At 62.6% G+C, this 25,393-nt stretch carries 21 protein-coding genes and 1 pseudogene; 7 read left to right on the forward strand and 15 right to left on the reverse strand.

The window, feature by feature from the left end:
• A pseudogene (locus tag M3I54_RS29465) lies at positions 1–178 on the forward strand (IS256 family transposase); the annotation flags it as partial.
• Between the two features lie 530 nt (positions 179–708).
• Here M3I54_RS29465 and M3I54_RS29470 read toward each other — a convergent pair.
• From M3I54_RS29470 to M3I54_RS29495, 6 genes are all read right to left on the reverse strand, one after another.
• Positions 709–1,950: an NADH-quinone oxidoreductase subunit F gene (locus M3I54_RS29470; protein WP_254342184.1), complete on the reverse strand. Its 1,242-nt coding sequence runs from the start codon at positions 1,948–1,950 to the stop codon at positions 709–711.
• A 19-nt stretch (positions 1,951–1,969) separates the two neighbouring features.
• The gene (locus M3I54_RS29475) at positions 1,970–3,619 is read right to left on the reverse strand and encodes an FAD-binding protein (protein WP_254342185.1); all 1,650 of its coding nucleotides are present in this window, start codon (positions 3,617–3,619) and stop codon (positions 1,970–1,972) included.
• Between the two features lie 15 nt (positions 3,620–3,634).
• Entirely contained in the window at positions 3,635–4,273 is a 639-nt protein-coding gene (locus M3I54_RS29480) for a 2Fe-2S iron-sulfur cluster-binding protein (protein WP_254342186.1), read from the reverse strand.
• Between the two features lie 363 nt (positions 4,274–4,636).
• The gene (locus tag M3I54_RS29485; protein WP_254342187.1) at positions 4,637–5,641 is read right to left on the reverse strand and encodes a substrate-binding domain-containing protein; all 1,005 of its coding nucleotides are present in this window, start codon (positions 5,639–5,641) and stop codon (positions 4,637–4,639) included.
• Between the two features lie 29 nt (positions 5,642–5,670).
• Positions 5,671–6,711 carry an ABC transporter permease gene (locus M3I54_RS29490; protein WP_254342188.1) on the reverse strand — a complete coding sequence of 347 codons (1,041 nt, stop codon included), beginning with the start codon at positions 6,709–6,711 and terminating at the stop codon, positions 5,671–5,673.
• Positions 6,708–7,508 carry an ATP-binding cassette domain-containing protein gene (locus M3I54_RS29495; protein ID WP_254342189.1) on the reverse strand — a complete coding sequence of 267 codons (801 nt, stop codon included), beginning with the start codon at positions 7,506–7,508 and terminating at the stop codon, positions 6,708–6,710. The genes M3I54_RS29490 and M3I54_RS29495 overlap by 4 nt, the downstream gene beginning before the upstream one ends.
• Before the next feature lie 277 nt (positions 7,509–7,785).
• On the opposite strand from M3I54_RS29495, the gene M3I54_RS29500 reads away from it, so the two are divergent.
• A complete protein-coding gene (locus tag M3I54_RS29500) occupies positions 7,786–8,223 on the forward strand; it encodes an N-acetyltransferase (RefSeq protein WP_254342190.1) in 438 nt (145 codons plus the stop codon).
• 7 nt (positions 8,224–8,230) lie between these two features.
• Here M3I54_RS29500 and M3I54_RS29505 read toward each other — a convergent pair whose 3' ends face one another.
• The 4 genes from M3I54_RS29505 to M3I54_RS29520 all read right to left on the reverse strand — a co-directional run bounded on the left by M3I54_RS29505 (position 8,231) and on the right by M3I54_RS29520 (position 14,020).
• On the reverse strand, positions 8,231–9,451 hold the full coding sequence (locus M3I54_RS29505; protein WP_254342191.1) for a ferritin-like domain-containing protein: 1,221 nt from the start codon (positions 9,449–9,451) through the stop codon (positions 8,231–8,233).
• Positions 9,408–10,283, reverse strand: a complete 876-nt coding sequence (locus M3I54_RS29510) for a phosphate/phosphite/phosphonate ABC transporter substrate-binding protein (protein ID WP_254342192.1) — start codon at positions 10,281–10,283, stop codon at positions 9,408–9,410. The genes M3I54_RS29505 and M3I54_RS29510 overlap by 44 nt, the downstream gene beginning before the upstream one ends.
• Positions 10,284–10,299: 16 nt before the next feature.
• Complete coding sequence (locus M3I54_RS29515; protein WP_254342193.1) at positions 10,300–11,418, reverse strand: acyl-CoA dehydrogenase family protein; 1,119 nt, start codon at positions 11,416–11,418, stop codon at positions 10,300–10,302.
• A 277-nt stretch (positions 11,419–11,695) separates the two neighbouring features.
• Positions 11,696–14,020 (reverse strand): glycoside hydrolase family 3 C-terminal domain-containing protein, encoded by a 2,325-nt coding sequence (locus M3I54_RS29520; protein ID WP_254342198.1) that lies wholly within the window; start codon positions 14,018–14,020, stop codon positions 11,696–11,698.
• Positions 14,021–14,395: 375 nt separating this feature from the next.
• On the opposite strand from M3I54_RS29520, the gene M3I54_RS29525 reads away from it, so the two are divergent.
• From M3I54_RS29525 to M3I54_RS29535, 3 genes are all read left to right on the forward strand, one after another.
• Positions 14,396–15,427, forward strand: coding sequence for an AraC family transcriptional regulator (locus tag M3I54_RS29525; protein WP_254342200.1), 1,032 nt, complete (start codon positions 14,396–14,398; stop codon positions 15,425–15,427).
• Positions 15,428–15,568: 141 nt separating this feature from the next.
• On the forward strand, positions 15,569–17,881 hold the full coding sequence (locus M3I54_RS29530; protein WP_254342202.1) for a sigma 54-interacting transcriptional regulator: 2,313 nt from the start codon (positions 15,569–15,571) through the stop codon (positions 17,879–17,881).
• Between the two features lie 340 nt (positions 17,882–18,221).
• A complete protein-coding gene (locus M3I54_RS29535; protein WP_254342204.1) occupies positions 18,222–18,458 on the forward strand; it encodes a hypothetical protein in 237 nt (78 codons plus the stop codon).
• A 26-nt stretch (positions 18,459–18,484) separates the two neighbouring features.
• Here the strand turns inward: M3I54_RS29535 and M3I54_RS29540 are convergent, their stop codons facing one another.
• The 4 genes from M3I54_RS29540 to M3I54_RS29555 form a co-directional block, all read right to left on the reverse strand.
• On the reverse strand, positions 18,485–18,697 hold the full coding sequence (locus tag M3I54_RS29540; RefSeq protein WP_254342206.1) for a hypothetical protein: 213 nt from the start codon (positions 18,695–18,697) through the stop codon (positions 18,485–18,487).
• A 417-nt stretch (positions 18,698–19,114) separates the two neighbouring features.
• Positions 19,115–19,747 carry a response regulator transcription factor gene (locus M3I54_RS29545; RefSeq protein ID WP_254342208.1) on the reverse strand — a complete coding sequence of 211 codons (633 nt, stop codon included), beginning with the start codon at positions 19,745–19,747 and terminating at the stop codon, positions 19,115–19,117.
• On the reverse strand, positions 19,744–21,243 hold the full coding sequence (locus M3I54_RS29550) for an ATP-binding protein (protein ID WP_309249649.1): 1,500 nt from the start codon (positions 21,241–21,243) through the stop codon (positions 19,744–19,746). The genes M3I54_RS29545 and M3I54_RS29550 overlap by 4 nt, the downstream gene beginning before the upstream one ends.
• A gap of 124 nt (positions 21,244–21,367) precedes the next feature.
• Positions 21,368–21,676 carry a hypothetical protein gene (locus M3I54_RS29555; RefSeq protein WP_254342210.1) on the reverse strand — a complete coding sequence of 103 codons (309 nt, stop codon included), beginning with the start codon at positions 21,674–21,676 and terminating at the stop codon, positions 21,368–21,370.
• A 417-nt stretch (positions 21,677–22,093) separates the two neighbouring features.
• On the opposite strand from M3I54_RS29555, the gene M3I54_RS29560 reads away from it, so the two are divergent.
• Positions 22,094–23,086, forward strand: coding sequence for an ABC transporter substrate-binding protein (locus M3I54_RS29560; RefSeq protein ID WP_254342212.1), 993 nt, complete (start codon positions 22,094–22,096; stop codon positions 23,084–23,086).
• Positions 23,086–24,948 (forward strand): PAS domain S-box protein, encoded by a 1,863-nt coding sequence (locus M3I54_RS29565; RefSeq protein WP_254342214.1) that lies wholly within the window; start codon positions 23,086–23,088, stop codon positions 24,946–24,948. The genes M3I54_RS29560 and M3I54_RS29565 overlap by 1 nt, the downstream gene beginning before the upstream one ends.
• On the opposite strand, the gene M3I54_RS29570 is transcribed toward M3I54_RS29565, so the two are convergent.
• Positions 24,949–25,245 (reverse strand): hypothetical protein, encoded by a 297-nt coding sequence (locus tag M3I54_RS29570; protein WP_254342216.1) that lies wholly within the window; start codon positions 25,243–25,245, stop codon positions 24,949–24,951.
• Positions 25,246–25,393 lie beyond the last annotated feature (148 nt).

Genomic DNA, 25,393 nt, shown 5'->3' on the forward strand with positions numbered 1-25,393 from the left:
ACGCAAGATCGTCAAGACGCGTGGGCACTTCCCGACGGACGAGGCCGCGACCAAACTGCTCTGGCTGGCCTTGCGCAATATCACGGCTGACTGGAGCCGTGCCGCGCATGACTGGAAAGCCGCGATGAACCAGTTCGCGATCCTCTACGAGGATCGCTTCACCAGAAATCATTTGTAGAATGCAATTGATGAGCCTGCCAGACGGCAGGCTTTTATCTGCCTTGCACACAAAAATTCAGACACTCCCGAATCGGCACGCCTATTGGTCTTCTCGGTTCCGTCGTGCAGATACTCACCTCTGCGACGTACCCCACCGGGGGCCCATATGTGAATTCGCTCGACACAGCCCGCACATCCACAAGCTTCACGGTGACCTCAAAGCCTTTGTACGCGTACATTTTTTCCATTGAATCACTCCCAGCCTGGCAGTCGGCGAGCCGGTCGCATTGATACCGGCCTGCTGGCAGAGTCGCCTTGTCGCTCGTAATCGCCTGATTCCATTTTTCGCAGATCGCTGCATCGATGCCTATACGTGACTTCTCATTGCTGACCCGGCTCCCATTGCGGACTGTAGCCACCTGGAGCTGGGTGATACATCTCGTCTCCTGTGTCCGGGTAGTGTTCGTTTACATCGAGTTGCAAGTAAGGCATCGCGTGATCTCCGGAAAAATTTCACCGATCACGATATCGGGTCGCTTACGTTCCTGTCTACGCCAGAAGTGCTTCGTATTCGCCCCGAAACTGGTTGATCGAACTTTCGACGACGGTCACTGCCCCGTCGATGAGACCGCAACGTCCGCTGCCGGGAAGAATGCGGCACAGGTTCTCCAATGCATCCAGATCGGCACGGACTCCGCGGCCGGTGTCGAGCCGGTTGAGAAGCCGCATCAGCTGAAACGTTCCGCCCTTGCATGGCGGGCATTGCCCGCACGAGCCCTGGGCGAAGAAGCTCACATACTCTGCGACCTTGCGCACGATGCTGGTGCCCTCCGAAACGACGATCATTGCGCCCGTACCCAGACGCGAGCGGCGTTGCCGGACCGAGTCGAAGTCCAGTGCGACATCCAGCTCGCGTTTCGTCAGCAAGGTGTTGGAAGGGCCGCCCGTGAAGACCGCCTTGAATTCCTTGTCCTGCAGCATTCCGCCGCCGTGCTCGAAGACGAGCGTCGCGAGGCTCGTGCCCATGGGCAGTTCGTACAGGCCGGGACGCAAGACGTCGCCCGAGAGCGAATAGAGCTTGGTTCCCGCGGCATCGCCAATACCCAGGTCGCGATACCACTGTGCGCCATGGCGCAGGATTCCGGGTACGTGAGCCAGCGTTTCCGTGTTATTGACGACGGTCGGAGCACCATGCACGCCCTGCTCCGCAGGAAAAGGCGGCTTGCGCCTTGGAAACGGAAACCCGCCTTCCACGCTTGCAATGACCGCCGTTTCCTCCCCTCCGATATACAGACCCGAACTGGGGAAAACGCAAAGCGCAACGGTCTTTCCGAGCCACTGTTCGATCGCCGTGAAAAGAGGATGCTCGCGCCACTGCCGCACCGCCTCGCGAGTGACCGCGAGCGCCTGCTGCTGATGCGGGTTGACGTAGAGAATGACGTGGTTGGCGCGGCTCGCGAGCGCCGCGATGAGCGCGCCTTCAATCACTTGATGAGGTGTATGTTCCAGCAGAAAACGGTCCTTGAACGTGCCGGGTTCGTCTTCGTTGCCATTGCAGATGATGTACTTGTTTCCTTCCGGTGCGGCGGCGACAGGCATCCATTTACGATGCGCGGGGAATCCCGCGCCGCCCATGCCGCGCAAATCCGCCTGGGCGATTTGCGCAATGATCGCGGCCGGATCTTCCAGCGCGCGGGCGAGCCCCTCGCCGCCACCGTGCGCGAACCAGGCGTCGAGGTTCGCGCCTACACGGATCTCATCACGCAAAAGAACCTGATTCGGCTTGTCCATTGCCGCTCCATGTGCTGCATCAGCGGATGCTTCCGACCGCCCGCGCGCGAGCGGCCGGGCGCAGGCTGGCATCGTTTCGCAGATCGAAATGAGCGTAGCCGGGAAAAAGCTGGGGTGCCTTCACGTGCAAGGGCAATCCCGCCAAGGTGAGTTCCCGCTGCCACTCGTGAACGTGGCCGATGCCGGCACGGCTCGCCATGACGCGGCCTTTCGATTCCGCAGCTCTCGCCCCCGCCCGGCGCCCCATGCTCAGGATGTCGAGCAACGCATTGCCCATCAGCCGGTTGCGTCCGTGGATGCCGCCCGTTACCTCTCCTGCGCAGTACAGGCCGGGCACATTCGTCGCACCGTCCTTGTCGACCGCAACGCCGCCGTTCTGGTAGTGCAACGTGGGATACACAAGAAAGGGCTCCTGTGCCGGATCGATTCCGCACTTGCGCGCGAGATGGCGCAGCGTAACGAGGCGTTGCGCCAGAATGCCGGGGTTTGCCATTTCGAGCGAGGGCGTGTCGAGGAACACGCCGATCTGGGCGTCGCGCGAGATTCCGCGCCCTTGCGCGCATTCGCGCAGAATGGCCGACGCCACCACGTCCCGGGGTTGAAGCTCATCGACGAAACGCTCTCCTTCGCCGTTGATCAATCTCGCGCCCGCGGAGCGCGCGGCTTCCGAGATCAATCCGCCCGCCAGATGAGGCGGCCATGCAAGGCCCGTGGGATGGTACTGGAACGAGTCGAGCTCGCGCAGCCGCGCGCCGAGACGATAGGCCAGCACGAGGCCATCGGCAGTTGCGCCATAGTGGTTGGAGGTGGGAAAGGCATTGAGGTGCAACCGCCCTGCGCCGCCCGTGGCGAGGATCACGACGCGGGCTCGCACCAGCACGAAGGTCCGCCATTCGAGGTTGTAGAGCACGGCGCCGGCGCAGCCTCCACGCTCGTCCGATAGCAGTTCGACGACGGGGCAGCGGTTCCATACATCGATGCCGGGATCGAGATCGACGGCCTCGCGCAGCACGCGCATCATCTCCAGCCCGGTGTAGTCCCGATACGAAAGAATGCGCGCCGCCGACGCGCCGCCGGCCTTCTTGCGCAAAAGGTTGCCGCCGATCGGCCGGTCGTCCTCCAGATCGAACATCATGCCGAGCTGGATCAGCCAGCGAATCACATCGGGGCCGTCCATCACCATTTGCGCGACGAGGCCGGGGTCGCTGCAGAAATGCCCGGCGCGCATCGTGTCCTCGAAGTGCAGTTGCGGGCTGTCGTCCTCCCCGACTGCCGCCTGAATGCCGCCTTCGGCCATGACGGTGTTGCTGTCGCCGAGGCGCAATTTGCCGGCGAGGATAACCTGTGCGCCCTGCTTCGCCGCCGTGAGCGCCGCGGCACACCCCGCGCCGCCGCCGCCCACGACCAGCACGTCGGTGAAGACGAGCTGGGCGCCGGCCAGGTCGACGTCGTCGATCAATGCGTTTGCGTGCAGCTGCCGCGCGAGATCCGGCTGACACGGCTCCCCGCGATTGACGCCAACCGCGAGAGGCACGCGCGCATTGGGCCCATGGTCGGGGTGATAGCCCTTGAGGAGTTCGTCGACGGAACTGTCGTCGGCGCGCAGCGTGGGTGCTGCGCCTCGCCGGTAGCGCTGTCGCGCGTTTTCGTAGGGAACCGCGGTCGCCATGATCTTGCGCCCCGGTCAGCGCGGCGGCTGCGCGGCCGGCGCGTCGAAATCGATCTTCATTTCGCCGCTTTCGATCTGCTGCAGCCGCCGGATCAGATTGGCCGGACGCAGCGAGTGAGCCGCGATCATCCGCCGTACGAACAGGCCGAGATGATTGGGCCGGATGTGTTCCGGGCAAGCGAGCGTGCAGAGGTTGCACATGACGCATTCGTCGAAGACCTGGCTGGACGCGTCGAGCCGGCCCTCCACGGCAAGGTTCACGCCGCGCTGGACCTCGAGGCCCTTCGGGCAGGCGCGGTCACAGCCGCTGCAGTGGCGGCAGTGCGACGCCTCCGGGAATATTTCAGAAATGGTGCGCAGCGTCTGCCAGCTATCGCCGAGATCTTCCATGCGATACACGTGGCGCGCCGGGGTCGTCAAGTAATCGAGGAATGCGACCTGCATGCCGTCTTCGACCAGGGTCTCGCACGCGAGTACGATCTTCACCTCCTGCTCGCCGCTACGCCGGACCATGACGCGGCAAGAGCCGCACACCCCCTGCCCCATGCACCCGACACCTTCCACGAGCGTCTGGCCAGCATGCACGACGGCCTGCAGGATCGAGCAGTTGGCCGGCGCCTCGAGCTCGCGCCCCTCAATGCTCAGGCTAACCATTTTCGATCTCCTTGCTGGGCGCCGGCGCCGCACTGGAAAACTCGCAGAAAACGTCTTACAAACCTTAGCACAATGAAGGTTATTGCGAAGGGGCGGTCGCACGAAAGCGTCGTGGAAGGCGCTCGCCCCCTCCAATACCGCGCGTAGCGGCGGAACCATCTTCCCCGTAATCCGCAATTTGCCGCCTCTATTTCCGGAGGCTGTTCAAGAAGCGTAAAGGCATGACGCCGAATGCATTCCGACGGCTGCATTTGCGGGTTCATGTGAATACAGCCTGATACGCTCATATGGCCGGGATACATGCGCCAGATCTGTTCGATGTGACGGCAGCACCCAGGCCATTCCATCTCGCATCGTTCGTCCTTAGCGGATCCCGCGCTTGATCAGCGGAATGAGCGAGTCGATCGTCGCGGGCGTCTGGACACCTGCGCCGGTGTTGATGGTCAGTCCCGCGAAATGATAAGCAGCCGAGAGCACGCATTGCGTGACCGGCAGAAAGCCCTGCAGATAAAGTTGCTGGTCGAGCGTCGCGGTGAGGTATTTGCTCTGCAGCCCGGCAATCGTGGCGGGTGCCAGGTCGATCCCACCCACGATGATTTGCCCCGGCTTCTTGCCAGCCTGCTGGAGCGCCTGCGGAATGAACCCGGTTACGCCGCCGTGCTGGGTGCCAATCGCCTTCAGATCAGGGTGCGCCTGGATAAAGGCGACCAGGATCGGCACGGCGAGCGATGAATCGGAATCCACCTGAGGCGAGATATTGAGCCGGGTCACCTTCACGCCGGCCTTTTCCAGCGTCTCGGCAAGGCCACGGTCAGACTGACTGCGCACACTCTCGTTGAAGACACCGTATTCGAGCGCCTCGTCGCCCTTCTTGAGCCCGGCGTTGAGCATCGCCTGAGCGGTGATCTGCCCGCCCACATAGAGTTCGACGCCGGCGTAGCCGAAGCCCTTCGCGTCGTAGAGCTTCTGGTTGTCGGGTAGCGGCGTATTGCCGACGGTCACGATGATGCCCTGGTCTACCGCCTGCTTGATCAGTGGTGCGAAGGCTGGATCGCCCGGATGGCCCATGATGCCAATACACGTCGGCTTTGCCGCCATCGCCTGGCGAAACTGGGCAAGCATCGTCTCCGGGCTCCAGGCCGAGAACTGCTCGATTACCTTGATGCCGAAGGCATGCCCCGCGTCGGCAGCCCCGGTCTGACGTGGCAGCGTCGCGCCGTCGCCGGGGTTTCCGCCCATCTGCATATACATCGTCATACCGGCGCCGAGCTGCCCCGATGAGGTGGGCTCAGTGGCACCGGCAGTCGGCGCGAGGCCGAACGCAAGAACGCTCGCCCCCAGGAGGAATCCCGTCATGATCTTGTTCATCTCTGCTCCTATCTCCTGATTTAACGGCTTTATCTCCGCCCAAGCCTGAATCTTCCGCGCAATGCGCGCAGCCTGGCGGGATTCTCGACCAACAGATGCAGGATCACGGCGACGATGAACACCACCCCTTCGATCGCCTGTACCCAGAAGCCAGCGATGCCTGTCGCAACGATTCCGGCTTCCAGCATGCCAATCACGAAAGTGCCGAAGAAAGTCCCCACGATCGTCGCCGTGCCACCGAACACCGAAGTTCCGCCGATGAACACGCCCGCCAGCGCCGGCAGCAGGTAGCCTTGTCCCTGGGTCGAGAAATAGTTCAGATTCTCGAGCGTGAGCAGGACCGTGGCGAAACCGGCCAGCACACCCATCAGCGTGAACAGTTTCACCGTCTCGCGCAGCACATTGATGCCCACGACCTTCGCGACGTTGCGGTTGTCGCCGATGAACAGCACGTGTTCGCCAAAACGGTGGCGATTGAGGATGAACCACATGCATATTGCGAGCCCGAGCGCCCAGATCGCTTGCATCGGAATCACGCCGAACAGCGTGCCCGCGAATACGGCATAGGCTGAACCGCTGGCGAGTTGCTGTAGCGCATTGGAGAGCCCGCCGGAAAGGATCGAGGCAACACCGGCCCAGAGGAACTGCGTGCCAATTGTCACGATGATTGACGGCACACCGACCACCGCGACCAACACCCCGTTCACCACGCCGACCAGCGCGCCGCCAGCCAACGCCGCAACAATGGCTAGCCAGGCGGATCCGGTGGTGTTCACGCACCAGGCGAACAGGAAGCCCGAGAATGCCATCACCGAGGGGAAAGACAGATCGATCTCCCCCGCCGCAATCACCAGAGTCAGACCGATCGCCAACACCGCCAGCGGTGGCACGGTGGTCAGGAAGGAGAAGTAGATTGGCCAGCCCAAGAAGACGCGCGGTGCGGTTGCCATGAACAGGCCGACCACCAACGCAAACACGACCAGGCTCGGCAATCCCTCCATGCGAGCAAAACCCGGCAGTCGAAAAAAAACTAAGCGCGCCGGCCGTTTTTCTTTTATCGGATCGCTCACGTCCTTGTCCCCGCAACCGGCGCCGGCCCGTGCCCGCTCTGCTGTAGCGAAATCAAAAACCGGGTGAGGTCCTCGAGGCTCATCTCACCAGACTTGATATCCGCGACGATCCGGCCGCGATCGAGCACGACCAGTCGATCGGCGAGTTCGTGCACATGGGCGAGGTTGTGTTCGATATAGATGCAGGCGCGCCCGGACTCCTTGATCGAGCGCACAAAGTCGAGAACCTTGCGCACCTCGCTGATGGCAAGCGCCACCGTTGGTTCATCGAGAATGATCAGATCGCTGTCGAAATACATCGCTCGTCCGATCGCGATGCCCTGGCGCTCGCCACCGGAAAGTTTCGCAATCAACGAATCCGCGTCGATCCCCACGCCACGAAAACCGAGCTGTTGCTTCAGGATATCGTTGGCGATGCGCCGTTCTTCGGCGACATTGATAAAACCGAATCGGTTGGTGATCTGCCGGCCGACAAAAAAATTACGCCACAGCGGCTGTTTCTCGCCCAGCGATTTCTCCTGATAGACCGTCTCGAAGCGCAATCGGTGCGCCTCGCGCACGGAAAAGCGGCTCCAGTCGACCTCTTCGTCCCGGATGAACAGCTTGCCCGCGCTCGGCCGCACGACTCCCGTAAGCACCTTGATGAGCGTCGATTTGCCCGCGCCGTTATCGCCGATCAGACCGACGATCTCGTTGCGGCCAATGGCGAGGTCGATGCCGGAAAGCGCGCGTATCTTGCCGTAGGACAGACTGATGCCCTGCGCGCGCACGATATGCCGCCAGTCGCTCGCCGTCACGCTACGCTCCAGCGCGAATGACCCACAGTGATGTTGTGTACGACGATAGCCATTAAACTTTCCCCTTTGCTTATCGATCGCCGCATCAACTTACATTGGAAAGTCTCTGGAATTCAGTCAAGATTTAAAGTCTAGTTCAAGAATCGACTGACGAGACCGCTTATTTCATCGGGAAACCACTAATCCTGTGCATCTGAATAACGGAACGTAAGGGATCGAAGCACGCCCGCGATTGATAGCAAACTTCGCGCATGTGATCTGACACAGTCCACCACGAATGAATAAACCTGAGTTCACGCTTCGCGCAGCGACTGCTGCCGACGAGCCATTTCTGTTCGATTTGCGCAGAGCAACGATGGATGAGCACCTGGAACGCGCTCGCGAATCGACCGACGAGCACGCTCATTGGAAGCGTCTTCGCTATCGCGACGACGACGCTTATGTAATCTGTTGCGGGGCGGAAAAACTCGGACTCTTCAAATTCTTTCGAGACCCGCATGAATGGACCATCGTACAAATCCAGATCCTGCCTGAACATCAGGGTCGCGGTATCGCGGCCCACCTGCTCGGTGATTTTCTACGCCAGGCAGACGACGCTCGTGTACCCGTCAAACTCAGCGTTCTGAAGGGAAATCGGGCGATAAGCCTTTACCAGCGCTTTGGGTTTCAGGTGATAAATACTACTGACACGTCGTTGCAAATGAGGCGGCCGTAACCAGCTGCTACATGAAATTGCGCGTATGCAGTGCCGCAAGTTGCTTCGCCTGAGTCTGCTCGAAGCCAAGGCGCACAAGCCTCGTGTATCGGCCATCAGCCATCTCGCGCATCAAGGTTTGAACCTGTGCGTAGCCTCGCGCCACGGCTGCCGGTGTCAGTTCGGCCGCGGCGATCAGGATCAGCGCGTCGAATACCTCTTCATTGAGACCCGCGGTGCCCTCCAGTGCGTCATGTCGTTGTTCGACCGCGTGGGCAAGACGCGAACGCAGGCGCGGCTCGCTCTTCAGCCGGTAAAGGAGATGGGACATTCCCAGCGCGACGTGGCGGGCCTCGTCACGGGCGGCAAGGCGTGCGATCTGGCGCGTCAGGGGATCGGGCGCGTGACTCTGGAGGAATTGCAGCAGCGTGACGAAGGTGCCTTCGCCCATGACAGAAAGCAAAAAGCTCGCGACGGAGAAGTCGGGTTCGTCGAGCAGCGTTTTGAGCGATGCCTGCCCGCCTGCCGTCGATAACGCCGGCTCGTGGCCCTTATGGCGAATGCGCCGGGTGAAGACTTCGATGTGCCGCGCCTCGTCGGCCAGCTGGATCGCAAGCGCGGCCTGCAGTTCGCGGTAGTGGGGATGCAGTTGCCCGAGAAAGCGCGCGGGCACGATGAGCGCGGCGTTCTCGTTCTCGACCAGGTAGGTCATGATCTGCACGATGGCGGCTTCCACCGGGGAAGGCAATTCGAATGGCACCAGCCAGTCGATCGCCTCGTCAGGATCCCATTGCGCGGCGACCGCCTGGGCGTAAAGATCGGCGGCGTTTTCGGACCAGACCTCCGCTTTCCGGTCCAGCCGAAAGACGAATTCAGGCGAGCCCGCTTCCACCTGCGCGCCTCTGGCAGCCAGCCCCCAGGCGGGCGATGCGCGTGATACGACCGCCTCTGCCACGCGGGAGTCGCTGCGCCCGGTCTGCTGCGCGTCGCGCCAGCGGCCGTACCTGCGGTCGCGCTCGATAACGGCGAAGCGCCGTCCTTCGGCCGATTGCCACTGCACGAGATGGCCCTGACTGCGGCACCAGTGCTCGAGCATGACCTCCCAGCCAGGCGCTGCGCCCACCACGCGCAACGTCTGGCCCGGCATCAGCGCGTCCAGTGCATGTCTGACCAGAAGATGAGCGCCGGCGTCAAAACCGAGCGACTCAATATCGATAAGCGGGCTCGGCGATCCGGCCATGGTCGTCATAAAAAGCCTCTTCCGTTACCGCGCGCTCGAGCAATGCGTAGCCGCTGGAGCGGCCGGGCAGCCACGCCTTGAGACCTTCCAGTTCGAGCAACGGACGCACCCGCGCGTCATTCCAGTCCATCGAGAGCAGCAAGTCGCCAAAGCGCTGTGTCGCTTCCTGCGGCACGCCAGGGCTGACCGTCATGTTGCAGTGATCGAATGCGCCCGTTGTGGCGACGATGCGCGACTCACCCGCTGGCAGCGTACCTTCGTCGGCAAACGCCCGGTAGTTGCCTGCGATCATCCACGTTGCGTCGATTTCGCCGCGCACGAGGGCGCTCGCCGCATCGCGTTCGCCGCCAATGTGGTCGCCGTGCTTGCCGCCCAGCACGTCGAAGCGGCGCGCCTGGTAGTCCTTGCCCGCGACGAGGCCGCCCTCATGGCGCAGATGATCCAGCGGAATCAGCGTGGCCTGAGGCGAGTCGATCGCGCCGAAGCCGATCGTGCCGCCGCGCAGGTCGGCGAGTGTCTGGACGCGACTGTCACGGCGGACGACCAGCACCGAATGCAGATCGATATCCGTGTCGCGCATGGCGAGCGGCAGCACCGCTTCGCCCCGCGCCTGCGCGATGCGGCTCGCGCGTATCCAGGCAAGCGGTGAATTCCACGCGAACGCAATATCGCCTGCGAACTGGGCCTCGACCTGCGTTTCATAGTTCGAGTAAAGCAGATAGTCGATCGCGAGTCCGCGTTCGGCAAACCATGCCTTGAAGCCCTCCCAGATCGTGACGACCTTGGGCGCGTAGGCAACGGCGCCGAGCATCAGGGATGCTTTTCGTGCACCAGGGAACATGATGTGCTTCTCCTGATCAGGCGAGCGGCAGGCCGCACAGCACGCGGCCAATGAAGTCGTAAAGGACGTCCGATGTCGGTCCCATGATGGAGGCAGCGCGCGCGTCGCGGAACAGACGCTCGATGCCCACCTCCTTGCGAAAGGCCGCGCCGCCGCAAATGCGCATCGCCGTATCGGTCACGGCGAGCGCGGCTTCCGCGGCCACCGCCTTCACTTCGAGTACGCGCAGCATCGCGTCGGGCCGGCCCGCCGCCATCGCGGCAAGCGTATCGTCGCGCAGCGCGCGCGCCTGATCGACGCGAAGCCGCGCGCGGGCGAGATAGGCGCGGATAGTCGGCAGGTCGGCAAGGGCACTGCCGCTCTCCGCGAAGCGGCTGCCGGTAATGTGCGGAATCGCGCGCTCCAGCGCGCCATCGGCGATACCAATCGATGTCGACGCAACGAGGTTTGCAAACACCGGCAATGCTTCGCCATTCATGATGTCGCCGCCGCCCCCGTCAGGGCCGAGCATCGCGCTGGCCGGCACGCGCACGCCTTCGGCCTGGATCGGCGCGGACGCGTTGCCGCGCAAGCCGAGGCCGTCGAAGGGTTTCGGACAGTGCAGCCCTTGCGCGCGGCTGTCCACGAGCCATAGCGTACTGGCGCCTTCCGCGGCCAGCGCCGGTCGCGACGACCAGACGTAGGAGTCGGCTTCAACGGCGGACGTCACCATGCTCTTGCTGCCGTTGAGCACGAAATCGTCACCATCGGGTTGCGCGGTGCCGACCGGCGCCCAGAAGTGGCTCCGCGTGCCGGTCTCGGACCACGCCAGCGTGGTGAGGTGGTCGCCTTGGGCGATGGCGCGCCTCACTTCGACGGGGCCGTATTTTTCGATGAGGATCGCGCCAGCGTAATGCATGGTGACGACCATCGCGGTGGACGGGCAATCCCGCGCTATGCGCTCGACCACCTGACACGCCTGCGCGACGCCCAGCCCCATGCCGCCGACTTCCTCGGCACTGACGAGCCCGAGCAGCCGTGCCTCGCCTAATGCGTCGAGGGCCGCGCGAGGAAAGCGCGCGAGCTGATCCGTTTGGGGTGCTGCGGGGGAAATAGTGGTGCGAACGAGCGGTTCCAGCAAGTCGATCAAGGACATTGAATGTCTCCCGGGCTGCGTTGGCGGAGACGGTCGTCCGGTCTGTGCTGAAGCCGCGCGGGTGTCGCGCAGCCGAAAATGGAGCGCGCGTGCGCCGCTCCGGTGCATCTGTCGCATGCAGACCTGCAACAACGACTCTCGCACTTGAAGGAACCCGCGGCGCATCGGCAGTGCCGCAGGCCCGCTCATTATTGCACCTGCCGGTTTTTTCTGGATGCTGGGAGTGCCGGCTCGTCCACAAGGCCTGGGCGCTCAGTCCGCCCAGGCCGCACACACCTCAGTGCATATCGCCAACGGCAACCCGTGCAGACAACGCATTCGTATCACGTGACGACGACGCGGCCCGGATCCCGTAGCTTCCGCCATGAACCTGCCACGAGTGCGTCGAGACGTTCCACGTCGCGAGGCGCCGCGCCGGGATGACGACGTTCACCTGTTGCGACTGTCCAGGCCGCAAAGCGACCTTTGCCCATCCCACGAGGCGCTGCGGCGGCTCGCCCAGACCCGGCGGCAGCGTGGCGTACACCTGGGCGACTTCGGCACCGGCACGCGAGCCCGTGTTGGCGACGGTGAAGGTGGCAATCACGTTGCCTCCCTGATCGGTATGCGTCCTGAGCCCCGAGTACGAGAAAGTCGTATAGGAAAGACCATAGCCAAACGGGAATAACGGATCGATGTTTTTCGCATCGTACCAGCGGTATCCCATCAGGAGTCCTTCGCTATAGACGACATTCAGGTTGTTGGGGTCGATGGTCGGCTGCGGCAGATCGGCTTCCTGCCGAGGGAAAGTGACCGGCAGCTTGGCAGACGGATTCACGTCGCCGAACAGAATGTCCGCGATCGCCTGCCCGCCTTGCACACCCGGATACCACGCTTCCACTACGCCGTGAACGCTGTCGAGCCACGGCATCGTGACCGGACTCCCGTTCTCCAGCACGACGATGATCCGCTTGGCCTTGGCGGCCACCGCGTTGATCAGCGCATTCTGGTCGTAAAGCTGATTGCTCGGGTCCGCCTTGTTGTCCGGCAAGGACAAGTTCGCCAGATCCGTGCCCTCGCTTTCCCATTGCGTGGCGAACACGATCGCGACATCGGCGCTAGCGGCCGCACTCGCTGCCGATGCGGCGTTCGTGCCGTCGAAGTACGTCACCGTGGCTTGAGGTGCCTTGGCCTTGATGGCGTTGTACGCCGAGGACTTGTACCAGGTCGCGCAACTCGAAAGCAGCGGATTACCGGACTGGCATCCCGATACCGCATTGCCGTCTGCCGCGGGCACGCCTCCCGACCCGCCTCCGGACAGCACACCGACATCGGCATGTCCTCCGATCACGACGATCGAGTGCAGGCCGCCAGCGGCGAGCGGAAGGACGGGCTGGTTGCTGCCAGATGCCGCTCCATTCTTCAGCAGAACTATCGACTCGTGCGCCACAGCCAGAGCGTCACGATTGCCTGCTGTCTGGTCGACCGCGCCGCCGGGAGTTGGCGGGTTGTCCACGACGCCAAGGGCGATCATGGTGCGAAGCTTGCGAAAGACCATGTCATTCAGACGGGCAACCGGAACGCTACCGGCCTGGACCGCGGCCTTGAGCGCGCTGCTGAAATAAGACTGAATGCCAAAGCCCGCCCCTGCCGCTCCGAGATCGCCTGGCTGCTCCTCATCGAGACCCGCCATCGCAGATGCGACAGTACTATGGTTGGCGGTCCAGTCCGACTGAACTTTGCCCTTGAACCCCCACTCTTTCTTCAGGATGGTCGTGAGGAGTTCCGGGTTCTGGCAGGCATACACGCCATTGATCAGGTTGTACGAGCACATCACGTTGCCTGGATGCCCCTCGCGCACGGCAATCTCGAATGCGAGCAACTCCGTTTCCCGCATCGTCCTTTCGTCAACCACCGAATTGCTCGTCATCCGGTTCGTTTCCTGGTCGTTCATCGCGTAGTGCTTCACCGTTGCGATGACATCCTGCGACTGCGTTCCCATGGTGCGCGCGGCGCTCATCGTGCCGGTCAGGACGGGGTCCTCGCCCATGTACTCGAACGTGCGGCCGTCGCGCGGTTCACGAGCAAGATTGACGCCGCCGCCCAGTCCTTCCGCGTAACCGAGCACGCGTAGCTCACGTGCAATACGCGCCCCGTAGGCCCCCGCGAGCGCCACGTCCCAGCTCGAGGCGAGCCCAATCGGTGCGGGAAAGGCCGTGGTATGCGCGTTCTGCACATTCACGCCGCCAGCCGAATCCGCTGTGGCCAACGGGGGAATGCCCAGACGGCTGACGCCGGGGATGTAACCGGCGCCCTGCACCCACGAAGGAAACGGGCCGCCCAGCCCGACGGTGGGAATGCCCGTTCCGTGTACCAACTGGATCTTTTCGTCGAGCGTCAGTTGCGATACCAGGACTGCCGCGCGCCTATCGGCCTGGTCGCCCTTCGCTTTCCAGTCAACGGCCGGCTGTGATGCACCCGAAGCATGGGAAAAGAACTGCGACACAATCGAAAATGGGCTGGCGCCCCATGTATTGCTGGTGGCGGCTTGATCCGCGTACGCCACGGAGCCGGCACACAACGCGCCGGCGACCGCAACCGCTATTTGTTTCGTATTCCTCACAGTGTCTCTCCTGTTTTGCCGATTGCTTGAGCGATGACCCGCAGGATTGCGGGACCGTAATCGGACTACATTTTTCTTCTAGTTTTATGTTGAATTGCCCTACGTAGCGAGATGACGATAGCACCCAGCGAAACGTTTGCGCTTATCGGGGCGTCGCGGAACTTAACCTTACGTCGCGCCATCAGGGTTTGCCTTAACCCTGAGCCGTCTGCCATTTTGTCGCTACCTTGCAGGCAGTTTACGGCGTCGGTATCGATTCATGCGGATTCGATATTCGAACCCATCGGGCCGTTTGAGGATTGGAGCAAGGATGCTAAAGTCACCAGCTACCAGCGGTTAGCCGAGGCGACGTTTCTCCGTTCCATGGTGTCTCCCATGACGACCGATCAAAAGACCGTTTCAAACGTCCTTGCCCAACTTTCGCTCAAATCCGCAGTGGAACACGGCATGTCGCCGCACGACTTCACGCGCCTCACCGGAATAACGGAGGCCGAACTCGCCCATCCGGACGGGCGCATACCCGCTCACAAGCACATTGCGATGCTCAATCTGCTGGAGCCCGGCTACCAGGCTTCGGAGCGGCTCGAAATATTTTCCAGTTATTCCTTTCGCGCACCCATTAGCACGTTATTGGCCATCGTCACGAATAGCCCGACGTTGACGATGGCTTTTGACCAGTTTCTGCGCTACCGGGTGTTGATCGGCAATGTCGATACCGTGAAGGTCAAGCGAGCAGGCCAGACATTCGAATTCGAATACGTTCTGGACGGCGCGCGCAGAAGTTCATCGAGCGCCTTCTATAATTTTCTGCTGCTTATCCGCCTCGCCGAACAGTACAACGACGATGAGCCCTATCCCACCCAGATCGAGCTGACTGGAGATGCGTTTGCGCCCGTCTCCCAGCTCTCGCACCTGTGTGGCGCAACGGTAAAGTTCAGGCAAATCCGCAACCGAATGCTGATGAAAACCGGGTCGGCGGACCTGCCGTATCGCAAGTACAACGAGATCACCGAAAATATTCTCTGCGGGCAGGCCGATGCCGATATCAGACGCTTTGTTCTCGGCCATTCCTTTTCTTCGAGAATCGAAGATTTCGTGACGAAGATGATTCGTGAGGCGCATGCCGGTCTGCCGTTTTCGAACCCCATGGAGGAAGTCTGCGGCCGTCTGGGCATTTCTCGCTCGACCCTGCACCGGCGCTTGCAGGGGGAAGGGACGAACTTCCAGGCGATCCTGGCCCATGCGCGGCTGGAGGAGGCAAGGCGGTTGCTGCCGCTGGCCGATTATTCGGTTGCCGCGGTGAGCGATCTTCTCGGCTTTTCTTCTCCCTCCGCGTTCTCGCGTTTCTTTCTCGAGAACAGCGGCAAGTCCCCTTCGCGCTACAAGTTCGAAAACTGCAGGTTCTAGTAAGCTTTTTGGACAGACTGCGCTCGCGCTGTCCGCCCTCGAACCGAAAGTCGAAGGGCGGGATCGATGCGCGGTCTCCGATCGCAGTCTCCAGGACAATCGTAAAAGCATGCAACGCGTTTATCTGGAGCCCACGAGGCAATGAGTACTTTCCCCTTTCCCCTTTCCGGAGAAAAAGCGGACGACGACGCGTTCATTGGCGAGGCGCCGGCGTTTCGTCAGCTGGTCAGGATGATCGATCGCGTCGCGCCCACCGATCACGCCTTGCTCATCATCGGGCCGACCGGGTCGGGCAAGGAACTGGTCGCGCGCCGCGTACACACGCGCAGCCTGCGCCACGATCAACCCTTCGTTGACGTCAACTGCGGTGCGATTCCCGAGCACCTTGTCGAAGCGGAACTGTTCGGGCACGTCAAAGGCGCTTTCACCGGCGCCGGCGAAAGTCGTTCCGGGCTCTTGCAGCAGGTCGGCAAAGGCACGCTGCTGCTCGACGAAATCGGCGAGTTGCCGCTCGCGCTGCAGCCCAAGCTCCTGCGCGCACTGGAAACACGGACGTTCCGCCCAGTCGGCTCCTCGTCGAGCGTGCGTTTCGAGGGGCGCGTGGTCGCCTCGACGCACCGGGATCTGCGCGAACTGGCGCGCCAGGGGCTGTTTCGCGAGGACCTGTTTTACCGCCTCGCGGTGTTCGTGCTGGCCGTGCCCGGGCTCGACCAGCGCGTCGAGGACATTCCTGCGCTCGCCGCCCATTTCGCCTCGCAACAAGAGCGCCGCATCGAGTTTTCGCCGGCCGCCCTGCGGCGGCTCGGCCGGCATGCCTGGCCGGGCCACATCCGGCAATTGCGCAACCTGATCAGCCAGTTGAGCGTGCTTGCCGAAAAGCCGCTGATCGAGGAAGACACGCTCGAACCGTTTCTCCTCAGCGAAACGGCCGGCTCGGCTTCGCGCGCAGCGCTCGCGGACATGCTGCTGCAACTCGAGGGACGCGACAAACTCGCCGCCGCCGAAGACCTCCTCATCGACCGCGCGCTGGAGCGCACCGCGGGGAACAAGAGCGCCGCCGCGACCTTGCTCGGTGTCGGTCGCAAGACGGTCGAACGCCGCCTGAAGTCGCGCGAGGAACATCATCGCGAAGCGCACAACAGTCTCGAACATGCGAGCGCGCTGATCGATGCAGCGCGCTTCGCTGAGGCCATTCCCCATTTGCGGCGTTGCCTCGACGTGCTGCAGACAAGCCGTGACGAGCCCAGCACGCGCCGCGCCCAGTTCGACGCCTACCGGCTGCTCGGCATGAGCCTGCGCAGTGTGTACGGATGGTTGTACGCAGAAGCCACGGCCTGCTACGCGGCGGCACTCGAGGTCGGAGAAGGGATCTGCGAGCCCGGCGAAATCGCGGCGATCCGGTTCGGCGTCTGGACCACCCAGTTGACGACGCTCCAGCTCAAGCAGGCGCGCGCGAGCGCGCAGGAGATGCTGCAGCGCGCCCAGAACAGCGGGGACCGCGTGTCGCTCGACGAAGCGCACGTCGCCATGACCAACACCCTCTATTGGCTTGGCGACAGCGAAGAAGCACTCGCCTGCCTCGCGCGAGGCAGTCTGCTCGGCGTGACGCGAGACGATGCGCGCACGGGTTCGCAGGGCATCGATCTGGCGAGCCTCGCGTTGACATTCGAGGGGCTGGCCGCCTACCAGATCGGCGAGTTCGGGCAAGCCCGGCGCGCGATGGACATGCTGATCCTGCGCGCCGGCGAGCCGGGTCCACACGCTTTGGCGCACGTTGTCAATCTGCAGGGCGCCGCGTGGCTGGCTTGCCTTTTCGACGACCAGCGGCGCGGACCGCTCGCGAGCGAACTCGAATCGGTGTCGATCGCCAACGGCTTCCCTTTCTATCGCGGCATAGGCCAGATCTTCCGCGGCGTCGATCTCAGCGCGCAAGGCTTGAACGCGGAAGCCGAAGCCGTGATGCTCGACGGCTACGACAACCACATGGTCTGCAACGGCGGCGCGCTGTTCCATTCCTTCAAGATGTGGCAGCACGGCGAACTGCTGCTGCGATCCGGCAGCGCGAAACAATGCGAAGCGATGCTGGCCGCCGCGGTCGACGAAACCCTCGCCCGCCAGGAGCGCGCCCACCTTGGCGAACTGCTGGTCACCCGCGCGCGGGCGCAGTGGGCGCTCGGCGATCTGACGTCTGCCGAGCAGGGATTGCGCACGGCCCTTTCAACGGCGCTCGCGTTCGGCTCGGTGCCCGCGCGCGTGGAGGCCGCGCGCTATCTCGCCGACCTCTTGCGCGCCACGGGTCGCAGCAGCGAAGCGATCGACACGCTCGCTCGCGCGTTGCGGGAGCAATCGGCCGATTCCACCCGCCGCATTGCGGACGCTATCGCGTTACTGGCCGAACTGCGCCACGAAGCATCTCACCGACCCAGCGATCAGGGATGCGCCGCAGGCCGTTGAGTTACGCCAATTCTCACGCCGACAAGCCACGCCGTGAATTGGACGAAATCGTCCACTCCCGGCGATTTCCCCGGTCGAAATCGTCCTGTGCCGCCCTCTGGCGCGCTGCCGTAGCACGTCGCCATGGGGCTGCGCAACGCTGGCGCGATCATTGCTTGCTGTTCAATATTCGGGACCGAAAAGAAGGCCAACACGCGCACTGAAATCACGACGGGGTCGCGATGCAAAGTGCAATACGCGTGTATGGCGAATATATTCGACGGCAAGGCAAAATAATGATAATTGCAATTGAACAAGAAGCATCCCAGCGTCCGCAGTCCGCCAATCAACTGCGAAGCGCATGACGGCACGCCAGGACGCGAAAACCGGGGCTCGGGGAGAAAGTCCCTATACGGCGAAAAATCTCGACGGCGCCATCACGCACCTCGAACTCGCCATCGCCTTCGATGACAACATCGCCGTGTTCGGCCGACGCTATTGGCTCGATCGCGTCCAGCGAATTGCGTCAACTCCGGAGATCATGCCCGCCCAGGCGCGGCGACTTGGGCATTTGCTGGGCCAGCTCAAGGACGCATGAGCGCCCGGTATCGTGCGGCGAAGGCGTCAGTGCGCAGGTCCAAAGAAAGCCTGCGCACCTTCCGATGGCGTCAAACCGGCGGCGAAATAGCCTTCAAGGCGCTCGGCCTTGGCATCGTCGAGCAAAAACGGCGGACGCACGAGCCCTTGCGCAACGGCGTGGTCGTACCACCGGCACATCCACTCGCGTAGCTTCGTTTCATAGGGGGACGGCAATTCGTCTGGCGCGATCTCTTCCATGCGCAATCTCCGCTCGCGGCCTGCCTGCCGCTATATTCTTGTCGCTACACGTGCTACGCCCATCGAAGGACGCAGGATATCCGGTGGAAACACTTGCCATCCACGGTCGGGATGGCGGAAGAAGAACAGCGCGCGCAATCCGTCCGCTGTCTGCGCCTCGATGAACACGCTCGCGATCCGCCCGGACGGAGAACGATGCACCGTCACGACCCGCACTGTCTGCCTGCTGGTGGGGTTCAGCCACTTTACGACTGCTGCCCCTAACGACTGCCGCACCGCCATCGCCGCCCCCCACGCTTCACGTGAAAGCATCGTAGACAGCCGTTAAACCGGCCGCCATCGGGACGGGTAGATAGTTCCCTCGGGAATGGCTGGTTCGTTTGTCAGGATTTCCTTCTCGCCGCGCATGACCACCCGTTACTCGCCGACCAGACCATGCCGGATCGCATAGCGGATCACCTCCGCGTTATTGCCCAGCCCGAGCTTTTGCATCAACCGCATCTTGTGCGTGCTGATCGTTTTGGCGCTAAGCGCACACGCGTCGGCGATATCGTTGATGCTCTTGCCTGAAGCCAGCATCTGCAGCACCTGGAACTCGCGGTCCGAGAGCACCTCGTGCGGGGGAACGTCGCCCGAATGCTTCTCGAACACCATGGCGTCGACGAGTTTCGGGTCGATAAAGCGCCCACCGTCCGCGAGCTTGCGAATCGCGGCCAGCAACACTTCAGGATCGCTGTCCTTCGTCACATAGCCAGTCGCGCCGGCCCGCAGCGCTCGCGACGCCACCTGTGCTTCGTTGTGGATGCTGAGCACGAGCACCGGCAACGCAGGTTCCTCGGCGCGCACGCGGCGGATGAGATCGACGCCGCTGATGCCCGGCATCGTCATGTCCAGCAGCAAGAGGTCGACTTCGCAGGTCCTCAGCTTTTCGATCACCTCCGATCCCTGCCCGGCCTCCGCCGTCACGACCATGTCGGCAGTCGTCGCGAGGATCTGCTTGAGTCCGCCACGCACGATGGCATGGTCATCGGCGATGAGTATCTTGATCATGGGCTGTAACCGCCTTCAAGCGGAACATGAATCGAAATCGTGGTGCCAGACATAATGCCAATGGTGGGGTCTTTGCAAGGCTGACTGTCGATTCGCAACGTACCACCAATCACCCTGGCGCGCTCTGTCATGCCGAGCAAACCGTATGCGTACCTTGCATACGCGGCGGCCACGTCGAATCCGCGGCCGTCGTCGCGAACACGCAAGTCGAGCGAACCGGGCCCTGTCGTGAGCGTGACCTCGACGCGCTGCGCCGCCGCGTGGCGCACGACGTTCGTCAACGCAGCCTCCACGATCCGAAAGAGCGCCGTGGCCTGCATGTCCGACAAGGCAGGCTCGCCGCTTGCCATGTGCAGTTCGCACGCGATGGCGTTGTGCCGGCTCCATTGACTGGTGAGCCATTCGAGCGCCGAAACGAGGCCGAAGTTCAGCGCAGCGGGCCGCAGATGGCTTGCCACGTTGCGGACCATCCAGATCGTGCCTTCGACCAGTTCGCGCATGTCGTCTGCCCGGCCGACGGCCTCGGGATCGTCGGTGAGCCGCATCCTCAGCAGCGAGACATCCATTTTCAGCGCGGTCAGCAACTGCCCCAGTTCTTCCTGAATCTCCAGCGCGCTGCGCTTGCGTTCGTCTTCGCGAATCCCCTCCAGATAGGCCGACAGTGCCCGCTGCTGTTCGCGAGAGCGCAAGAGTTCGTCCTCCACGTGCTTGCGGCAGGAAATATCATGGAGGCCCACGTAAATGGCCGGTGCGCCGTCATAGTTCGACAGCCGTGCTGTCGCCATGGCCCAGAACTGCGTCCCGTCTGGCCGGCGCAGTTTCACCTCAGCGTCGCCGAAGCTGCCTTGCGCAGCGAGACAACGCACCAGTCTTTCGCGCTCCATCGGATCGACATAAAAATCGACAATATTGACGTTCGCGCACGCCGCTTCATCGAGGCGAAGCAGTTCGCGAAACCGCGCGTTGGCATAGAGCAGATGGCCGTCGGGCATCGAGGTAATGCCCATCGCCACCGGGCCCGATTCGACGATCGCGCGAAAGCGCGTTTCGCAAGCTTTCAGGCCGCGCTGCTGCATGGCGAGCTGCCGGCAGGCCGAACGCAACGCGATGTGCGTGCGGATTCTGGCCATCAGTTCCTCGACGTGCACGGGCTTGCGCACATGGTCGGCTGCGCCGGCGCTGAAACCATCGGCCAGGTCTCGATGATTGCCTGCCGGCATCATGAGCACCACCGGAATATCGCGCGTGCGCGCGTCTGACTTCAGGCTACGGCAGGTGGCGAGGGCGCCCACGCTTGAGGCCTCTGAATCGAGCAGAATCAGCTCGGGCTGAGAGAGGCACGAGCGCTCGAGCACTTCGACGCCGTTGTTTGCGGCGAGCACCTCAAAGCCCTCCCATACGAGGTGGTCCGCAATCAAACGGGTCTCGTTCGGCGTACCGCCTGCGACGAGTATCGTGCAGGCTTTCGTTGTCGTGGCCTGCGAGTCAGTCATCATGCCCACGGTTGCTCCGGCCCTGGTTACTTTGTTTTGTCCTCGTTGCCGAAGCCATGGCCCCTCGGCAACCCTTTATCACGTATGCAGGTAATACGGATTGCGCGCCCCCGTAGCCCTCCATGCGCTACGTGGCGAACGAATGCCTGGCGGAGGTTTCCGCACGGTCGATCAGTTCATCGAGACTGCGAGCGAGTTCCCCAAGCGCCGATAACGCATACAGATCGAGTTTGTCCGCATGGTTGCGGCGCAAGTCTTTCATGCTTTCCTGCAAACGCCGTATCGTGCCCGCGCGGCTGTCCAGCAGCGGCCAGCAGTGCATCAAATAAGCCAGCGGCGTGAGATTGCGGGATTCGCACCATCTATCGAACAGGCGCATGCAGATCGTGTTCACGTCCTGAACGCGCGGCTTACAGTCGCCCCACTCGGAAATCATCGCGCGTCGCCTCTGCAGCTTCGAAATTTTGCTGACGTCATGATGGTCCCGCCAATGATCGCGTGCAGTCGTCTTCGACTGCAAACGGTAAAGGGGAATCCTGAATTTCGTGTCAGGAAATCCTGAATATCGGACTTCGATCGGCAATCGCACCCTTGAACGTCCGCCTCGAATTGCCCGCCTCGCCCGAAGTAAAGCGGATTGTCGGCGAGATTACGTCGCGTTATGCTGCGCGCGACTGCCCCTTCGGTTCCACACAATGCCCCGCATGGCATACGCTGATTTCGTATGAACAGAAGACAGATGATCGCGCAATGCGTCGGTATAGGCGCGAGCCTGGTAACGATGCGGGCGACCATGGCGTTGCCGGTCAGCCGCCCGCCAGCACGCGTCGTATTTTTGAATCCCGGCGAAAGCGTGGAACACGATACGGGCCAACACTGGCAACTCGTGTCGCGCTTCATGGCCGCGACTGCAAGACGCTTCGGCATGCAGCTAGAAGTGCTTTACGCGGAGCGCGATCATCTGCTGATGCTCCGCCAGGCCGATTCTGTGGCTGCGCGTTCAGCAGCGCCCGACTATGTGGTGATCGTCAACGAAAAGATGGCCGCGCCCCAGATGCTGCAAACGCTGGCGCGCTCGCCGGCCAAAGTCCTGTTGATCCACAACGATCTGACCGAAGCCCAGCGCGCGCAAACGGGCAACGAGCGCGGCCGGATCGCGAACTGGATCGGCACCGTCACCGCCGATGCCGAGCGCGGAAGCTTCCGGCTCATGGACTACCTGCGCCGTTTGAACGGCAGTGGGCCCGCACGCGTGATCGGCATTACTGGCGACCCTGCCACGCCTGTTTCGGCGGAACGCGCCGCCGGAGTGCAGGCCGCGCTGGCGCGCCGGCCGCAGGACCGTATCGATCAGATCGTCTACGGCGACTGGAGCTTTTCCGACGGCCGCGACAAAGCACGCGTGCTGCTCTCACGCTATCCGGATGCCAATATCCTTTGGGCTGCCAACGATTCGATGACGCTCGGCGCATTGAGTGCGGTGCAAGAGCGGCATCTGTCCACCATCGTTGGCGGCCTGGGTGCGCTGCCCGAAGCCGTGGCTTCGGTCATGCGCGGCGAGCTGGCCGCGATCGTTGCCGGCGACCAGTTCATCGGCGCCTGCGCGATGGTCCTCATTCACGACTACCACTACGGCGCGGATTTTGCGCAGGTTGGCGGCCCGCGTCAGCGGCTCGACTATCTGAAGGTGCTCGACAGCAGCGACGCCGGGCGTTACGCCGAGATTGTCTTCCAAGGCCGCACGTCGCCCGACTTCAGCGGCTTCTCACGCATTCAAAGCCGGCGTGCAGGCGCGTACACATTCGATCTCGACACCCTGCTCAATTCCGCTTCAAAGGCCGCGTGATGCAGCGAACTCTTTCGCGTGCGCGCTTCCCACGCAGCCTGCACGCGCAGCTCATGCTCTCGCTGGTGGTGCTCTGTACGCTGGTGGCGGGCACGTCGGCCTTTTTCCTGCTGGAGCATGCGCGCGAACGCCGGATCGCGGAACTCGACGAACGCGCGAACCGCATTGCCGATCTCCTGAGTCAGTCGCTTGCGCAGCCGCTCTGGAATGTCGATCGCGAGGCGATTGCGCGGCAGCTGAATGTGCTGAAACCGAATCCGGAGGTGGTTAGCTTCACCGTTACCGCGACAAATTATGGTGTGCTGGCCGACGCGAGCAACGCGCCGATGCCTGATCCGCAGGCGCGCGTGGTTCGCGTGCGGCCGATAGAATTCACGCCGCCCGGCGACGCGCCGCCCGAAAAGATCGGTGAGGTCCGCGTGGTATTGACAAGGGCCGCTGCCGATCGGGGTTTCAAGGCCGCGCGCGCAGCGGTGCTGGGAACCCTGGCGCTCGTGCTCGCCGTGGTGTACGTCACGACCTTTCTGCTCATCAAACACCTGGTGCGCGAGCCCATCCGACGCCTCGAGGAAATGGTCGACCGCATCGCATCCGGCGATCTGGACAGCCGGTGCGCCATCGAGTCCAGTGTCGAGCTCGGGCGGCTCGGCGCGCGCGTCAACGTGATGGCGGAGCGGCTGCGCGACTCGACGGCATCGCTCAGGGAGAGCGAGCGCAAGTACCGCAGCATCATCGAGAATTCACTCGAGGGATTCTTCGTACTCGATCGCAACGGCAAACTCTGCGACGCCAATCCCGCGATGGCTCAGCTGCTTGGCTATCGCGACGTCCCGGGCATGATGACGGTACCTGGCGATAACGCGACCGCGGTTCTTGCTCCGCCACAACCCTTCTCTAACGGGAAAATCGCCCAGCTCTTCGCGATGCTGCAATTGGCCGGCAAGATCGCGGGGCTGGAAATCGAACTGACTCGCGCCGACGGCACCGCGGTATGGTGTCAGCTCAACGCCCGCGGCATACGCTACGACGGCGCGGGACCCCAATGCCTCGAAGGACAGTTGACCGATATCTCGGGCCGCAAGCAGGCGATGGAGATACTCACACGCCATCGCGATCAACTCGAGGAGGAAGTTCGCGAACGCACGCGAACCGAGCAGTTGCTGCGGCATTCACGCGAACAGTTGCGCCAGCTTTCGTCCCATCAGGAATCGATCCGCGAAGAAGAGCGGCGGCAGATCGCCATGACGATCCACGACGAACTGGGCCAGTTGCTCACCGCAATCAAGATCAATGTGTCCTTGCTCAAGCTCGCTCTGAGCCAGGGGGCCGAGTGGAAACAAAAGGTGGGCGACATCGGCGGGCTGGCTGAACGCACCATCGACATCGTGCGCAACGTCGCGAGTCACTTGCGGCCGGCCGCGCTGAATTTCGGCCTTCTTTCGGCGCTCGAATGGCTCGTTCAGGACTTCACACGACACAACGCAACGGTCTGCACGTTCCGGTTCGAAGGTCGTGAACCTTCATTGAGCGACGACCGCGCGACGGCTGTGTTCCGCATCGTCCAGGAGGCGCTCACCAACGTCAGCCGGCACGCGCACGCCTCGCATGCGGAGGTCGTCCTGCGTTGCATCCACAACCATTTCGAACTCGAGGTCCATGACGATGGGAACGGATTCGACGTGGCGAAAGCGATCCGTGGCGATTCGTATGGGCTACAGGGCATGCAGGAGCGCGCACGGATGATTGGCGCGCAGTTTCAGATCGAAAGCCGGGACGGCCCTGGATCGACGGTTCGCATCGTGTTCGTCGAGACGCCGGAAAGCGCCAATCGGGCCCTCCCCGCCGACAACGAACTCGGGTAGTTATTCTTCATCCGCCTGGCGCTTTTCGAGCGCACGCAGCATCTCGTTGGTTTTGTCGAGAAACGCGGCGTGATAGGCGCCTGGCAGCGTGACGTCGTCCATGACCGTCATGACGTCTTCCAGCACTTGCCTGAGCGAGCCATGGATCTCGCCGCATTGCGCCGGCGTGAGTTTCGGCAACGCCAACTCGATGAACTTCTGCATGACGAGCGACCTTGCCGCGAGATGCGAAATCTTGATGGTCGTTGCTGCCACTTGTGACTTGAGCACGCTCAGCGCGTCTTTGCTATCGGTCATGTTCGCGCGTGTTCCGGGTTCATTGGATAGGTATGCATTCGCCGCTCTCGCTCGTTTGCATCATGACTGGCATAACGGCACGGGGATCACACGGCCACATGCGATTAAGCCGTAAATTGGCGCGCGGGTTTGCTGAATATTCGGTCAG

It is taken from the genome of Paraburkholderia sp. CNPSo 3274 (assembly GCF_024206475.1).
In the GTDB taxonomy this organism is placed as follows: Bacteria; Pseudomonadota; Gammaproteobacteria; order Burkholderiales; family Burkholderiaceae; genus Paraburkholderia.

Bases quoted from the DNA above. Each gene is read 5' to 3' on its own strand.
- M3I54_RS29500 (WP_254342190.1), top strand. From the start codon at position 7,786: ATGAATAAACCTGAGTTCACGCTTCGCGCAGCGACTGCTGCCGACGAG.
- M3I54_RS29550 (WP_309249649.1), bottom strand. From the start codon at position 21,243: ATGATGACTGACTCGCAGGCCACGACAACGAAAGCCTGCACGATACTC.
- M3I54_RS29570 (WP_254342216.1), bottom strand. From the start codon at position 25,245: ATGACCGATAGCAAAGACGCGCTGAGCGTGCTCAAGTCACAAGTGGCA.
- M3I54_RS29545 (WP_254342208.1), bottom strand. From the start codon at position 19,747: ATGATCAAGATACTCATCGCCGATGACCATGCCATCGTGCGTGGCGGA.
- M3I54_RS29480 (WP_254342186.1), bottom strand. From the start codon at position 4,273: ATGGTTAGCCTGAGCATTGAGGGGCGCGAGCTCGAGGCGCCGGCCAAC.
- M3I54_RS29530 (WP_254342202.1), top strand. From the start codon at position 15,569: ATGAGTACTTTCCCCTTTCCCCTTTCCGGAGAAAAAGCGGACGACGAC.
- M3I54_RS29510 (WP_254342192.1), bottom strand. From the start codon at position 10,283: ATGTTCCCTGGTGCACGAAAAGCATCCCTGATGCTCGGCGCCGTTGCC.
- M3I54_RS29555 (WP_254342210.1), bottom strand. From the start codon at position 21,676: ATGATTTCCGAGTGGGGCGACTGTAAGCCGCGCGTTCAGGACGTGAAC.
- M3I54_RS29540 (WP_254342206.1), bottom strand. From the start codon at position 18,697: ATGGAAGAGATCGCGCCAGACGAATTGCCGTCCCCCTATGAAACGAAG.
- M3I54_RS29505 (WP_254342191.1), bottom strand. From the start codon at position 9,451: ATGACGACCATGGCCGGATCGCCGAGCCCGCTTATCGATATTGAGTCG.
- M3I54_RS29485 (WP_254342187.1), bottom strand. From the start codon at position 5,641: ATGAACAAGATCATGACGGGATTCCTCCTGGGGGCGAGCGTTCTTGCG.
- M3I54_RS29475 (WP_254342185.1), bottom strand. From the start codon at position 3,619: ATGGCGACCGCGGTTCCCTACGAAAACGCGCGACAGCGCTACCGGCGA.
- M3I54_RS29565 (WP_254342214.1), top strand. From the start codon at position 23,086: ATGCAGCGAACTCTTTCGCGTGCGCGCTTCCCACGCAGCCTGCACGCG.
- M3I54_RS29515 (WP_254342193.1), bottom strand. From the start codon at position 11,418: ATGTCCTTGATCGACTTGCTGGAACCGCTCGTTCGCACCACTATTTCC.
- M3I54_RS29525 (WP_254342200.1), top strand. From the start codon at position 14,396: ATGACGACCGATCAAAAGACCGTTTCAAACGTCCTTGCCCAACTTTCG.
- M3I54_RS29535 (WP_254342204.1), top strand. From the start codon at position 18,222: ATGACGGCACGCCAGGACGCGAAAACCGGGGCTCGGGGAGAAAGTCCC.
- M3I54_RS29470 (WP_254342184.1), bottom strand. From the start codon at position 1,950: ATGGACAAGCCGAATCAGGTTCTTTTGCGTGATGAGATCCGTGTAGGC.